The following is a 14,079-nucleotide window of genomic DNA, read 5'->3' on the forward strand; positions in this document are numbered from 1 at the left end:
GGCATACAATATTAAAGCGCTTTCTTAAGAGGGAGGCCAGTAAGCAGGAGGAGCAAGATGAGCATACATTTGGGAGCACAACAGGGAGATATCGCAGAACGCGTGCTGCTGCCCGGCGATCCGCTGCGGGCGAAGTTTGTGGCAGAGCACTTTTTGGAGGAGGTATATTGTTACAACGAAGTGAGAGGCATGTACGGGTACACCGGCCTTTATAAAGGAGTTCCCGTTTCTGTCCAAGGTACGGGAATGGGCAACCCGACCATGAGCATATATGCGACGGAGCTGATTCAGGATTACGGGGTCAAAAAGCTGATCCGCATCGGTACTTGCGGCGCCATGCAAAAAGAGCTTCAGGTCCGCGACATCGTACTGGCCCAAGCCGTATCCTCGGACAGCAATCTGATGGAAAAAATATTTCATGGCTGCAATTACGCGCCAACCGCCGATTACGGCATGTTAAGCAAAGCCCATCAACTGGCTCAGGAGAAGCAGGTGAATGTCTTTGTCGGTAACATCTATAATTCCGATGAATTTTATAGGGAAACTTTGGACCGTCTTCATAAATTCATGGAGTTCGGCGTGCTCGCGGTCGAGATGGAAAGTGCCGCCCTATACACGCTGGCAGCTAAATACGGTGTCAGGGCCCTATCCATATTGACGGTAGGCAGTCATCTGCTGACCAATGAACGCTCGTCCCATCAAGACAGCGAGAAGTCCTTCCACGACATGGTCGAGGTCGCGCTCCATACCATCTTAGCGGACGAATAGGGATTGCTTGAAAACTAACTATGCTCTAGGGGGAAAAATCAATGGGAATCAAACGCGGATTTAAATATGATTTTTCGTTGTTGGCCATTTTGTTGATCCCGATCGGGATCGCCATCAACTTTGTCGGTGCGCAAATCATACTGCTGCTCAAGCTGCCGATTTACCTGAACACCATCGGGACGATTCTGACGGCCATGATCGCCGGTCCTTGGGTCGGTATGATTACGGGGGCCAGCACCAATCTTGTTGTCGGCATAACGAACCCGGTCTCGTTCGCATTTACGCCTGTACAAATGGCCGTCGGTCTGGTGGTCGGCCTGCTCTCCATGAGAGGCATGTATACGAAGCTGTGGAAAGTGATCTTGTCTTCATTCGCTGTCGTACTGACCGTTCTGATCGTGGCCTCTCCGATCCAGGTGCTGATGTTCGGCGGAGCGACCGGCAACTCTTCGGATGCCGTGGTTGCTACATTCCTGGCCTCCGGTCAGCAGATCTGGACAGCGGTATTCTCAACCAAAATCCTGGTAGAAAGCGTCGACAAAATCATCAGCAACGTCATTGCCTTTGTCATCGTGATGAAGATGTCCCCAAGATACTTGTCCAAGCTCAATTACGGTGCAGCTTTTATCAAAAAGAAATGACGTGTAGTCCATAATGGATACGCTTTCATAAAGGAGGGGTTCTTGTGAATAACGAACGGTCCTTGTTGAGCCGTCTCTATCCAACAACCAAGTTTATGATTATCATCGCTTTATGTTTGGCCGCATTTATCGTGCCCGGCTACGGGTTCAGCTACACGGTTCTGCCGATTTGCATGGTGCTGGCCTACTTCGCCGGCAGCTTTAAGGAGTTTTCCAATCTGGCGATTAAGGCTCTGCTGATGATTGTTGTGTTCATCTTTATCCTGCAGAGCTTCTTCTATCCCGGCAACGACATTCTGTGGAGCTGGAGCATCTTCTCCATCAAGCGGGAAGGACTGGAATTCGCCCTGTTCCTGACATCCAAAATCGTGGCGGTCGCATCGGCCTTCATTCTGTTCTTCCGCATCACCAAGGTCAAGGATTTGGTCCATTCCCTGGAACAGATCGGCCTGCCGTCCAAAGTAACCTATGTCATCTTGTCCACCTTGCAGCTCATCCCGGAGATGAAAAAGCTGACCCACGTCATCATGGATGCCCAAAAAACACGAGGCGTTGAAACCGAAGGCAAGCTGCTTGTCCGCATGAAGGCCTTCCTGCCCACCCTCAGTCCACTCATTCTCGGATCCGTGGCCAGCACGGAGGAACGAGTACTGACGCTGGAGTCGAGAGCCTTCTCGGCCAATGTCAAAAAAAGCAGCATCTACAAACTGGAGAAAACAAAGCATGACCGGCTGGTTCGAATGCTGCTGGTCGTACTGCTTGCTATCTTAATCGTCTGGAGAGTTACGCTATGAGTATCATTACGATCAAGAATCTGTCCTACCAATATCCGATCAGCGAGTCCGATGCACTCAAGAACGTGAATGTAACGATCGAAAGAGGCAAGCTGTATGCACTGATCGGGGCCAACGGAGGCGGAAAAACGACCCTGTGCAACGTCATTCGCGGGTTTATCCCCCACTTCTATAAGGGGGATCTGCGCGGCGAGGTGCTGATCGAAGGCAAGGATATCCGCGAATGGGAAATGGGCGAGCTCTCCCAAAAAATCGGCTATGTGTTCCAGAATCCTTTTACACAGATCAGCGGCGTGAAGGATAACGTGTTTGAAGAGATTGCCTTCGGCCTGGAAAATCTGGGCATGGAGCCCGGACTTATCCGGGAGAAGGTGGATCAGGTCATCAAGATGCTGGAGATCGATTATTTGCGGGACAAAAACCCGTTTGAGCTCTCCGGCGGCCAGAAGCAGCGGGTTGCGCTCGCTTCCATCATCGTCATGGAGCCAGATGTGCTCGTTATTGACGAGCCGACCTCGCAGCTTGATCCGAAGGGAACGGAAGAAGTGTTCAAGATTATCGAGCTGATGAAGAAAAAGGGGAAAACCATCATACTCGTCGAGCACAAAATTGAGCTGATTGCCGAATATGCCGACGATGTCATTCTGCTGAGCGAGGGCGAAGTAGCAATGCAAGGCAGCTCGCAGGAGATTCTTACCGATGAGCGTGCCCTGGCATTCGGAGCCGCGCTCCCCCAATACTCGCTGTTCGGCCTGGACATGCGCAAACGGGGGATGGATCTCGGGAGCATCCCCTTAACGGAAAAAGAAGCCCTTGAGGCCGTGAAGACATGGATGAAGAAGGGGGTTAACGCATGAGCTTTCTGACTTTGACGAATGTTTCCTTTGCCTACCCAAACGGCTACAAAGCGGTGGACGGCGTCAACATGTCCTTCCGAAAGGGCGAATCCGTTGCCATTGTCGGCCAGAACGGAGCGGGTAAAACGACCACCGTCAAGATGATGAACGGGCTGCTCAAGCCCTCCGAGGGGGATGTCGTCATCGACGGCTGGAACACGCGGGATTATACCACCGCCCAAATATCAAGGAAGGTCGGCTATGTATTCCAGAACCCGGACGACCAGATCTTTCATAACGACGTGTACAGCGAGATTGAATTCGGTCCCCGCAAGCTGGGCCTGCCGGAAGAACAGGTCAAAGCAAACGTCATGAAAGCGGCGGAGCTGGCTGGCGTCGTCCCGTTTCTTAAGGACAATCCGTACAATTTGCCCTACTCCATGCGTAAATTCGTAACGATTGCCTCCGTTATTGCGATGGATTCCAGCGTCATCATTCTGGATGAGCCGACGGCAGGCCAGGATCTTCCGGCTATGGCGCGGCTCGCCCATCTGATCGAGGCATTAAACCAGGAAGGTAAAACCATCATTACGATCACGCATGATATGGAATTTGTCGTGAACAACTTCCAGCGGGTCATCGTCATGGCGAACCGTCAGGTCATTGCGGATGACGACAAGCGGGCCATCTTCTGGAATCTGGATGTGCTGGAGCAGGCGATGCTGAAGCAGCCGCATATCAGCAGGCTCAGCCACTCCCTGGATATCGGCCATAACATTCTGGCGATACCGGAGCTTGCGGACGAGCTTGCCAAGCTTAAGTGAGGAATAAGGGAGTGACAACGATATGGAGCAGGAGCAGGTGAAACACATCCTCTTGGATGTGGATACCGGCGTGGATGATGCCCTGGCGCTCATCTTTGCCGTGAAGTCCAATAAGCTGCTTATAGAAGGCATTACAACGGTATTCGGCAATGTGGACGTGAAGCAGGCGACGAAGAATACGTTCCAGGTGCTCGAATTGGCTCAGCCCCGGTACGAAATTCCCGTTGCCATGGGAGCGGATGCCCCTTTGTTTCGCCCTCGCCGGGAGAACGTAACCGCCATTCATGGAGCCAACGGCCTGGCCGGATATGAACTGCCGGAGGCGCGCCAATCGCCGGTGAACGAGAGGGCATCCGATTTCATCGTGCGGAAGGTGCGGGAACAAGCGCATGACATTACGCTGGTCTTCACCGGCAGGCTGACTAATTTGGCGGTAGCGCTCGCCAAGGACCCGTCGATCGCGCAGAAAGCCAAGCTGGTGCTGATGGGAGGGGCCATTAAAGTGCCGGGCAATATAACGCCCGTGTCCGAGGCCAACATCCACGGCGATCCCGAAGCGGCGCACCGGGTGTTCGAGTCCGGGATTCCGATTACGATGGTGGGCCTGGACGTGACCGGAAAGGCCAGGTTCGGCGAAGCTCATTATCAACAGCTCATGAGCGGCTTCACGGAGGAACAGGCAGAGTTAAAAGCTTTCATGCAGCATATATTCACCTTCAGCTTTGAGGCAAGCGACCGCTTGAACGAGGGCAGATACCGGCTGATGCATGATCCGCTGGCGCTGGCTGTCGTCGAGGACGCTTCCCTGGTGGAGATGGAGGATTATTACGTCTATATCGAGACAAAAGGACAGGTATCTTCCGGCGCAACGCTGGTCGACTTCAGACGCCCGCAGTCACGGACTAATGCCTCCGTCTGCATGCAGGTCCGTGAAGAGGCATTCCTGCAACATTATATCCAAACGGTGCTATCGTAACCGTCAGAGGAAGGAGCATGATTGATGCATCGAATCGTCTTGGATGTGGATACCGGCGTTGACGACGCGCTGGCGATTGCCTACGCTGTCCGGTCTTCGGCTCTCGATATCCTTGGAATAACGACTTGCTTCGGAAACGTACCGGTGGAGGATGCAACCCGGAATACGCTCCATGTGCTGGAACGGCTTGGCGCAGCCGGGGTTCCAGTCGCCATGGGGGAAGCCGCCCCCTTGTTCCATCCCTCGATGAAGTCGTATCCCGTCCAGTTTCATGGCGAGAATGGGCTCGGCAACTTGGCATTTCCCGATCCTGCAGCCAAGCCGGTCTCAACATCCGCCGCGGCCTTTATGGTGGATCAGGTCCGGCGATATCCGAAGCAGGTAACGCTCATCTGTGTCGGCCCGTTGACCAATCTGGCTGCGGCCATTCTGCAGGCGCCGGAGATAGCGTCGCTGGTCCGTCAGATTATCGTGATGGGCGGAGCCGTGGGCGTGGCGGGCAACCGCCGGATGCATGCGGAAGCGAATGTATACTCCGACCCGGAAGCGGCCCAGCTCGTTTTCCAATCCGGAGCTCCGATTACGCTGGTCGGACTGGATGTGACCTTGCAGACCGAGCTCAGTCTAAAGGATATCCAGCGCTGGAGAGATCTGGATTCGGACCTGACCCGCTTTTTGGCCGACATGACTTCCTACTATATCGGAGGCTACCGGGAAGCCTATGGCGACCGGACCGGCTGTGCCCTGCATGATCCGCTGGCGGTAGCCGTGGCGATCGACCCGACCTTGGTCGAGGTCCAGCCGATGGTGCTCCAGGTAGATCTGGAAGGCATCCACTCCTATGGCAGGACCATTGCGGATCTGCGTCCGCGTTGTACCGACCAGCCGAACGTTAACGTCTGCATCGGCGTCGACGCCAAGCGGTTTCAGGAACATTTTATGGAGACCTTGATGAAATAAGCTGCAGCAAAAGGAGCGAACGCCGGGTGCGTTCGCTCCTTTTTATGTCCCCCTCCCTGCTCTCTCCTCCCACTTCGCCCTCAAACCTTTCAAATCCTCGACAAAGAATCTTAGCAAATTGAGTCTTCTTCTAACGGCCAGCGGATGATTGGTAAAGCCAATCGGGATTCCTTCAAATTCATGCCAGCTCCCCCGCAGCTCCTTGACGGTGGCATTCTCCTTCTGCGGGAATAATCCTTCGACTACGACATTGCCAAAGCCAAATAATAATAGCGGCTGCTTCTGAAGGAGCTGCGACTGCAAATGCGGAAGGCATGCCGCTCGGGTTGCAGGCTTATCGTAAGCACGGGTTGGCCGGCGTTTCAGCAAATAGGTGACGTAAACCGAGTGGATATCCATGCCCGCTTCCCTCATGCCGAGTTGGAGGGTTTCCCGGGTCCCGCACAAGAACCGGTTACCCTCCCGGTTCTCCCGTGCTCCCGGATTATCCAGGATCATCATCAGCGAGCCTTGCGGATTGCCTTCCCCCCAGATGACGCGATTCCGCTGTCTGCACAATTCGCAGCGTTCGCAATGCTGCATATCTTTGGGCGCTTGCGATGAAAGTCCTCGTCTAAACGTTATGCATGGTTTGGTCCAAGGGATGATTATCCGAGAACAAATCCGGATTGTCCTTGAGCATTTCCGTTATGACATCGGCCACCGCGGCCGCATCGCATACCCGGACGACGGCATCGCCAAGATGCCCCTTATACATCGCGCCCCGACTTTCCAGGACCTCATCGACCTTCCAAAAATGCTCCGACCACGACAACCCGCAATGTCTGCGGGAAGGCACCGGGATCTCCGTTCCATCCGGTAAAACCGTGTACAGCTTCTCATGGCCATCCGTTAACCTGCCCGGGATGTCCACCCACTCCTCAACTCCATGAATAAAGGTGTTGCGTTTTAAATCAACACCTACTAACATAATCGTCGCCTTGCGGTCAAGCAGCTTGCCCCAAGCGGATCCTCTAGCGCATGGCGTGTCGAAACGATGGTCGTCGTTTGTGAACGGGATGGCATCCTGGCCCAGTGCCGCCACGGAATGCGTGGGGTGCAGCGAACGCACCACATCCGGACGTTTGCGAAAAAGCTCCGGCAGGATTCCGACGCAGGATGGGGATTGGTCCACGTAAAATTTCGGATTATCCGCATTGATATAAGACCACGTGTGGGTGGGCAGCACCAGCAGCCCTTCTTTCATATACGCTGTCAGCGCATCGAGGACCGTGTCCGCGCCGCCTTCGACCGGCCCCATGCTCTTCATGGAAGAATGGACCAGCAAGGTCCCTTTTCCGTCAATGCCCAGCTGCTCTAATTGCTTCATTAAGCTTTCCCAAGTATGCATGTTCTTCTCCTCCCGGCCAGGATATCTAAACTGGCTGTCACTAATATTTTTCGATGATTTCCCAGTGCAGTTCCGCGGATGTATCTCCTTTTATAGGCTTTTACATACGATACGTCCATGATATAGAGAACTGGGAATATTTGCAATGAATGCACGTTGGTTCTAACGTTCCAAGCTTTACCTCTTGCGCCTCATCGGTTACAAATACTTTCTTCTATACATCAAGGTAATCTGATCCGCAATGTATTCTGCGCTATGCTCGGTACCATCCTTAATCCACCACATAATAATCCCCAGAAGTGATGAGGCCACAATATCAACGGAGGCAACCCGACTTGTGGAATGGATGTTTCTTGCGTCTCTGCGTTGTTCTATCGTGTTTTTCAATAGGTTCGACAAGTGGGTTTTGAAGCCCATATGCTCAACCAACACGGCGAAAATGTTCCGGTATTCATAAAAATAATTTAAAAATGTAATTAGCTGCTCCCGCTCGTTTCTGCTCTTCACTTGTAATAGCGGCTCGACTTTCATGGACAGGTCGTCAAAGATCTCATGCACGATCTGGCGCAGCAAATCATTAATATCCTCATAATGCAAATAAAACGTGGCGCGATTTAGCTCTGCGCGGGTTGCAATTTTTTGGACGGTCAATTGAGAGACTTCCAGATTGTCGGCCAGTAATGAAAAAACGGCCTGTTTCAGCAGCTTTTTGGAGCGAACGGCTCGTGGATCCACTCTTTTATGTTCAGGCATGTCATCCCTCGATTATCGTTTATTTGGCACTTCATCGACCGATCTTCCCATACTGTCGTTTAGTCGACAGTTTCAGCAGAATTGTAAATAGGAATCACGCTTCAATGCTGTTAAGATATATTTTATTGACACTGTGTCGAAAAAGCAATGAAGAGAGGACCGCAGCCATGCAAGAAGACATAAAGAACATAAATAAAGGGATATTACTAACCATCTTAATCCTTGGTTGTTTCTTATCCACGCTCAATCAAACGCTGTTAAATGTCGCCTTAAGCAATCTAATGGATGTATTTGATGTCACGGCAGCCACCGTCCAATGGATTTCAACGGGATTTATGCTGGTCAACGGGATATTGATCCCGATTACGGCCTATTTAATGAAACGCTTTACCACGCGGCAATTATTTATAAGCGCCATGTCGTTTTTATTGATCGGTTCAGTCATCTGCGCGGCGGCGCCAAGCTTTGTTGTGCTCTTGTTAGGACGGATGGTCCAAGCAGCCGGTGCAGGAATCGTGATGCCCCTCATGATGAGTGTTGTGCTCGCCATCTTTCCCGTTGAAAAACGCGGCAGTGCTATGGGGCTGCTGGGACTGGCCATGATTTTCGCTCCGGCCATTGGGCCGACGCTCGCGGGATTTATTGTCGAATACCACTCTTGGCGGTGGTTATTTATCGGTCTCATCCCACTTGTCATCATGGTCATCGCATTGGCATTCAAATATTTGGTCAATGTCTCCGAAACGGCCAAGTCAAAGCTTGATGTGGGAAGCGTTCTTCTATCAACCATCGGATTCGGCTTTATTTTATACGGCTTCAGCAGTGCAGGCAGTAAAGGCTGGGACGATGCCATGGTCATCCTGTCCTTAGGCATCGGGATCGTGGTCACGGCCATATTCTGTATGCGACAAGTCAAGTCCGATGATCCCCTGTTGAACCTATCTGTCTTCAAAAACAAAATCTTTACGTTAACGTCCCTAATTAACGTATTAGTCACGATGTTGATGTACGCGGACATGATCTTACTGCCTATTTATCTGCAGGATGGTCGTGGTTTTACGGCATTCGATGCAGGACTGCTCTTATTGCCGGGTGCGGTTGTCAATGCGCTGATGTCACCCGTCACCGGCAGGTTATACGACCGATTCGGTGCGAGGCCGCTGTTCATCATTGGTTTGCTGTTTATTATTCCATCCATGTGGGCGGTAACAGATTTATCTGAGTCGACCACGTATATGTATTTGATGATTCGTACCATTGGCCTGCGGATCGGATTAAGCTTCATTACCATGCCGCTCAATACGGCCGGTCTCAATGCGCTGCCCAAACACCTCGGTACGCACGGTACCGCGGTGAACAATACCGTTCGCCAAATAGCCGGCGCCATTGGTACTGCCGTTGTGATCACGATTTATACCGTGCAAGCAACCAGCCATGCAGCTGATGTGATGCAGAACAATCCTACAACGACTGCTGAGCTCCTTAAATCCCTTACTTCCATTTTAGGGGCAAGCGACGCCTATTCCTTCATGATGATCCTGGCCGTCATCGCGTTAGTTATCACATTATTTATGCCGATGAAAAGTAAAACCAGGATCGAACAAAAGCAAGCGCTATAAACCAAAAAAGCTCTTCGAAGCCCGCCCACATGCGAGAATCGAAGAGTCTTTCTTATTGGCTTCTCAGGGCATGCTCGATTCGCTTATCGGGCATGAACCAGATTACGGCAACAAGTACGAAAAAGAAGCCGGATATCCAAACACTCACATATGCGGTCAAGGCCGCCGTCAAGTAGAGTAAAGGAGAGAGTTTCCCCTTCCGATTTTTACCCATCGTTCCAACGAATGAGGAATCGCCGGAATGCTGGTTCATAATCATGCGCTGAAGCAGCCAGTACGAGAGCGCAGCTAGGAATAGAATGATCCCGTACAGCGCCGTGGGTGTAGGTGCAAAATGGCTTTCCCCCATCCAAGCTGTCGTGAAAGGCACAAGGGATAGCCAGAATAGGAGCAGCAAGTTGAGCCACATCAACCTTCCGTTCATCGTTCGAACCATATGCAGCAGGTGATGATGATTGTTCCAGTAGATGCCGACATAGACGAAACTGAAAATATAACTAATTATTTTGGGGCCAAGCTCGACTAGCGCATGCCAGTCATGGCCTTCCGGCACTTTGAATTCCAGCACCATGATCGTAATAATAATGGCCAACACGCCATCGCTGAATGCTTCCATCCGATTTGCTTTCAAATCGTCTCACCTTTTCCCCTCGCAACATATGTCTCTTATTCCATTATAGAGATCGTTTGTCCTGAGTCTACCTACTTTTCACCTGAATTTTCAGGTCGGCGAACAATAAATCATGACCACCCGTCCGAGCTCGCCCTTCAATCCTATACAGCTTATTGGAAGGATCAAAAGAAAAAGGGGATTGTACCGCAAGAGCTTGAGCCTGAACTTCTAGCACTGGCATTAACCGCTCTAACGACGTATCCCACTATCTTCAGCAATATTGCCAACATCATTACTGGAGTCGAGTCGACTGACCCCGAATTTCAAGCGAGATGGTCAACATTTCTTACCAAACTAAGTGAATATATTTTAACAAGTAGCGACTGAAGGTTGCGATAGCCGGCTAATATCGGTTATATAATTCTTCGATACCCGACTTTAAGCGAGAGCATTCAAATTCGGTTGTGCTCACGGCTCAGCTGACGGAGAAATCAGCAAAGGAAGATCCGCCTTGATAGGCGCTACAGATCTCTACCGGTGCCTTCCGTTACTAAAACAAAAATCGCCGTCCGATTCCCCGGCAGGGATCGTGAACGGCGACCATTTTAGAGTCATCACCTAGGCAGCAGTCATTTCGGGTCAATGCCGATATCACTTTTACAAAGCTAGTCGGCCAATTCCGCCAGCACCTTGCCAAGTCGGTCAAGCAGCTGTTCATTAGCTTCTACGCAGATGGGCTTAGCTTTTTCAAAATCCTCTTGTTTCTTGAAACGTTGACGGAAGGTGACCTTGGTGCGGCCATCGAAGCCCTCAAAGGTAGCCGTCACCCGAAATTCGTGAACGTTTAGATGATCAATCACGATCCGCTCCGTCGGCACGAACTCAACAAAGACATTATGGTTAGGATAATCCACGCCATCCGGTCCGTGCATGGTGAACTTCCACGTACCTCCCGGCCTCATATCGCACTCGTGAAACGTATTGCTGAAGCCTTTGGGCCCCCACCATTTTGCTAATAAATCAGGGGTTGTCCATGCCCGATACACAATCTCCTGCGGGACATCGTACTCGCGCGAAGCGATAAATTCATTCTCACCTATGGTCATGTTCCTACCTCCCCTTCTACTACCTTGCCCAGTGTCTCCAACATGATGTTAGTCCCGTGTTCCCGTATTTCTGGCGTATCGTGTCCGTCAAAGAATGCACCTTGCTCTGTGAAAATCAACTTCGTACCACCCTCTACCTTGATAAGCTCGACCGTTGTGATCGAGACGGAGACACGTACGTCACCTGAATCCAATGTGTACGTATAGACAATACGCTGCTCTGGAACAAGCTCCTGGTAGCTGGCATCGAAGGTAAAGACCGGCCCTTCCGGCGGCCCGCCGCGGCTGTACTCCCGTCCCCCAACCTGGAAATCGAAGATCTCCGGCTTCGAAAACCACTTGGCTTTAGCAATCGGGTCGGCCCATGCTTGATAAACCCTCTCCGGTGTAGCCGCATAAATCCGTTCTACGACGAAGGTTCCATGCTTGACGAATCGTTCGTTCATTCATTTTCCTCCTTATGTTTCGAAATTCCATTCTCTTCGGCAAGAAAATCTCCCAACAGGTCCAAATGTCGCTCCCAACCCGTTTGCCGCTCAATGACCGGTTTCTCAAATCTCATCTTCATCGCCTGCAGAAGGCTCGTGAAATCTTCAACCGTTAATTCCGCCTTGCCCTGCATAAGCTTGGATACATATCTTAGCTGCTCCAATAGTTTCTGCTGCAGTTTAATCTGTTCTTTGATTTGGTCGATCTGCAGTTCCACGATCTCAAGCGGACTAATCTGCCCGCCATTCAAGGCCGATTTAATCTCCTCCAGAGATAATCCCAGCTCCTTAAGCGATAATATCTGGTGCAAACGCGACAAATCCGATTCATTGTACAGCCTGTGGCCGGATTCCGTTTGCCCCGACGGAGAGAACAACCCGATTTGATCATAAAACCGAAGGGTTCGGACGGTAAGCCCCGTCAGTTTGGCCAGATCCCCGACCTTCCAATGTCTCTTCATGAACCATCTCCACTCTTTGGCGCTAGCTATGTACCGGTAGCTCTATTGTAAAACATTACGTTACGTAAGGTTCAAGTGAAATCGTGACGCTCTGCCAGAATTTTTGGACGTTCTAATTTTGAATAGTACAAGCTTGTGACAATCCTCCAGAATAGAAACAGCCTTTGCTAATTCCCAGTGTTAGCAAAGGCTGTTTATCTCATTTTCTACTTCCCTTACTTGGACTCAATCCGCCCCAGCGGGATGGCGCTCTCTTCCAGAGCTGTACAAGCTGCCGGCCAGCTGGAATCTTCAAGGTCGAGTGCGTTGCGAAGGTAAGCCAACGTGAGACGCTGGATCAAGGCAACTCGTTCGGGGCTCTCATCCGTCGTCTCCGCGACGCTATAACCGGAGATCCCGCCGAGCGAGTGCTCTGCCCCGAAGAGAGTGAGCAGGCTCTTGCTGCCCGGGCTCAGGTAGTACGGGTCGGTGAACCAGTCCGGCCCCCGAGTGGACAGTCTGGACTGGTCATGGTCCCCCGCCACCACGAGGGTCGGCGTGCTCATCTCCGCGAAGCTCGGATTCATGAAGGGAAAGTGCTGTGCCGCGAACGGACTCAAGTCAGCTCCACCCTTGCCAGTCGTGGCGAGCAGTACGCCCGCCTTGATGCGCGAGTCGGACGTATCCTCTCCCGGCTCGCCGTTGTGATCGAGGACTCGCGCGCCGAGCAGCATGCTCACCGTCTGGCCTCCCCAGGAGTGTCCGGCAGCGGCGATGCGGCTCAGATCGAGGCGCCCACTAAGACCGGGAACGGAAGCCTCGATAACGTCAAGCTGATCGAGGATGCGCTTCAGATCCTCGACTCGGAAACGCCAGATCTGTGGCGTACGGGGATCTTCAGGAGGAAGGTTCAGCGTCCTCGAGTCGAGATGAGTGGGTTGAATGACCACGAAGCCGTGAGCAGCCCAGTAGTCGGCCAATGGGCCGTAGCCGTCCAGCGACCAGCCAAAGCCGTGCGAGAACACAATAATAGGCAATTCACTTCCTTCCGCGGGCGCAGACACTCGCACTTGCAAATCCTCGCCGCGCCCAGGGGCCGATAGAACTACCGGTTTCACCGAGATGACCGGAGCAGATACACTAATGTTGATTTCCATAATAAATGTTCCTTTCTTGGAGAAAGATTGGCCCAACCGTTGCCGGGAAGAAGCGGTCAAGCAGTATCCTGATATAAACCGAATTTTCAGGTTGATGTGTCAACCATAGCAACGATAACACATTGTAGTTGACACGTCAACCATGCTATGATGTTCCTATGGATAAGAACGAGCTGAACGAAGAAGAAATGCGAATATGGCACATGTGGAAAGGCTCCTTTCAGAGCATTTTCGGTCGGGTAATAAAAGAGATGTCTGAGCATACAGGACTATCAGAGGGTGATTATGGAGTTTTGGATCGGTTAGACCTCTTGGGGAACGGAAGCCTTCGCCAACAGGAATTGGCCGACTCGATGAAATGGGATAAGAGTCGATTGTCACATCATCTGACGCGAATGGAAAAACGCAGACTTGTGATGAGGAAACCATTAGACACGGATCGTGGTGTCCAAGTCGTCATCACTCCCGCCGGAAAATCGGCATTGGATGATGCCCGTCCCATAGTCTCCAAGGCAATACGCAAACATTTCCTTGACCAATTAACGGATCAAGACATTGAGTCGATTACGAAGCTTGCGGAAAGGACAAAATCAGGGTCTTCAGCGTCTTGTGAAGCCCCGTCGACATGACCGCGTTTTTAAGATTCATGAAGTGGATAAGTGGATCGGTACTCAATGAAAGAAAAGAACTCTCCAGGTTTGGAGGGTTCTTTCA

General features: G+C 51.6%; 17 protein-coding genes. 9 read left to right on the top strand and 8 right to left on the bottom strand.

Annotation, left to right across the window (positions count from 1 at the left end):
• Positions 1-57: 57 nt before the first annotated feature.
• From deoD to MHI43_RS31670, 7 genes are read left to right on the top strand one after another with little or no spacing between them, the layout of a single operon-like run.
• Positions 58-768, top strand: a complete 711-nt coding sequence (deoD, locus tag MHI43_RS31640) for a purine-nucleoside phosphorylase (RefSeq protein WP_015738049.1) — start codon at positions 58-60, stop codon at positions 766-768.
• 41 nt (positions 769-809) lie between these two features.
• Positions 810-1,409, top strand: coding sequence for an ECF transporter S component (locus MHI43_RS31645; RefSeq protein WP_015738050.1), 600 nt, complete (start codon positions 810-812; stop codon positions 1,407-1,409).
• Between the two features lie 44 nt (positions 1,410-1,453).
• On the top strand, positions 1,454-2,203 hold the full coding sequence (locus MHI43_RS31650; protein ID WP_036659505.1) for an energy-coupling factor transporter transmembrane component T: 750 nt from the start codon (positions 1,454-1,456) through the stop codon (positions 2,201-2,203).
• Positions 2,200-3,060: an ABC transporter ATP-binding protein gene (locus MHI43_RS31655; RefSeq protein WP_036659507.1), complete on the top strand. Its 861-nt coding sequence runs from the start codon at positions 2,200-2,202 to the stop codon at positions 3,058-3,060. The genes MHI43_RS31650 and MHI43_RS31655 overlap by 4 nt, the downstream gene beginning before the upstream one ends.
• A complete protein-coding gene (locus MHI43_RS31660) occupies positions 3,057-3,863 on the top strand; it encodes an ABC transporter ATP-binding protein (RefSeq protein WP_036659509.1) in 807 nt (268 codons plus the stop codon). The genes MHI43_RS31655 and MHI43_RS31660 overlap by 4 nt, the downstream gene beginning before the upstream one ends.
• 22 nt (positions 3,864-3,885) lie before the next feature.
• Positions 3,886-4,839 (top strand): nucleoside hydrolase, encoded by a 954-nt coding sequence (locus MHI43_RS31665; protein ID WP_051425269.1) that lies wholly within the window; start codon positions 3,886-3,888, stop codon positions 4,837-4,839.
• A 24-nt stretch (positions 4,840-4,863) separates the two neighbouring features.
• Positions 4,864-5,799, top strand: a complete 936-nt coding sequence (locus tag MHI43_RS31670; RefSeq protein WP_036659510.1) for a nucleoside hydrolase — start codon at positions 4,864-4,866, stop codon at positions 5,797-5,799.
• Positions 5,800-5,841: 42 nt separating this feature from the next.
• Here the strand turns inward: MHI43_RS31670 and MHI43_RS31675 are convergent, their stop codons facing one another.
• From MHI43_RS31675 to MHI43_RS31685, 3 genes are all read right to left on the bottom strand, one after another.
• Positions 5,842-6,381: a uracil-DNA glycosylase family protein gene (locus MHI43_RS31675; RefSeq protein WP_036659512.1), complete on the bottom strand. Its 540-nt coding sequence runs from the start codon at positions 6,379-6,381 to the stop codon at positions 5,842-5,844.
• A 31-nt stretch (positions 6,382-6,412) separates the two neighbouring features.
• The gene (locus tag MHI43_RS31680) at positions 6,413-7,189 is read right to left on the bottom strand and encodes an AAC(3) family N-acetyltransferase (RefSeq protein WP_036659513.1); all 777 of its coding nucleotides are present in this window, start codon (positions 7,187-7,189) and stop codon (positions 6,413-6,415) included.
• 198 nt (positions 7,190-7,387) lie between these two features.
• Entirely contained in the window at positions 7,388-7,942 is a 555-nt protein-coding gene (locus MHI43_RS31685; RefSeq protein ID WP_036659515.1) for a TetR-like C-terminal domain-containing protein, read from the bottom strand.
• Positions 7,943-8,109: 167 nt separating this feature from the next.
• On the opposite strand from MHI43_RS31685, the gene MHI43_RS31690 reads away from it, so the two are divergent.
• Positions 8,110-9,561: a DHA2 family efflux MFS transporter permease subunit gene (locus tag MHI43_RS31690; protein WP_036659517.1), complete on the top strand. Its 1,452-nt coding sequence runs from the start codon at positions 8,110-8,112 to the stop codon at positions 9,559-9,561.
• A gap of 52 nt (positions 9,562-9,613) precedes the next feature.
• Here the strand turns inward: MHI43_RS31690 and MHI43_RS31695 are convergent, their stop codons facing one another.
• From MHI43_RS31695 to MHI43_RS31715, 5 genes are all read right to left on the bottom strand, one after another.
• Complete coding sequence (locus MHI43_RS31695) at positions 9,614-10,192, bottom strand: TMEM175 family protein (RefSeq protein ID WP_015738060.1); 579 nt, start codon at positions 10,190-10,192, stop codon at positions 9,614-9,616.
• 647 nt (positions 10,193-10,839) lie between these two features.
• Positions 10,840-11,280: an SRPBCC family protein gene (locus MHI43_RS31700; protein WP_036659519.1), complete on the bottom strand. Its 441-nt coding sequence runs from the start codon at positions 11,278-11,280 to the stop codon at positions 10,840-10,842.
• Positions 11,277-11,726, bottom strand: a complete 450-nt coding sequence (locus MHI43_RS31705; protein WP_036659521.1) for an SRPBCC family protein — start codon at positions 11,724-11,726, stop codon at positions 11,277-11,279. Before MHI43_RS31705 ends, MHI43_RS31700 begins: the two co-directional genes overlap by 4 nt.
• Positions 11,723-12,229, bottom strand: a complete 507-nt coding sequence (locus MHI43_RS31710) for a MerR family transcriptional regulator (RefSeq protein ID WP_015738063.1) — start codon at positions 12,227-12,229, stop codon at positions 11,723-11,725. Before MHI43_RS31710 ends, MHI43_RS31705 begins: the two co-directional genes overlap by 4 nt.
• A 215-nt stretch (positions 12,230-12,444) precedes the next feature.
• Positions 12,445-13,365 (bottom strand): alpha/beta fold hydrolase, encoded by a 921-nt coding sequence (locus MHI43_RS31715; RefSeq protein WP_036659522.1) that lies wholly within the window; start codon positions 13,363-13,365, stop codon positions 12,445-12,447.
• Positions 13,366-13,616: 251 nt separating this feature from the next.
• Between MHI43_RS31715 and MHI43_RS31720 the strand changes: the two genes are divergently transcribed.
• On the top strand, positions 13,617-13,994 hold the full coding sequence (locus MHI43_RS31720) for a MarR family transcriptional regulator (RefSeq protein ID WP_235201608.1): 378 nt from the start codon (positions 13,617-13,619) through the stop codon (positions 13,992-13,994).
• The last annotated feature ends 85 nt before the right edge of the window (positions 13,995-14,079 follow it).

It is taken from the genome of Paenibacillus sp. FSL H8-0457 (assembly GCF_038051935.1).
Classification (GTDB): Bacteria; Bacillota; Bacilli; order Paenibacillales; family Paenibacillaceae; genus Paenibacillus_AQ; species Paenibacillus_AQ lautus_A.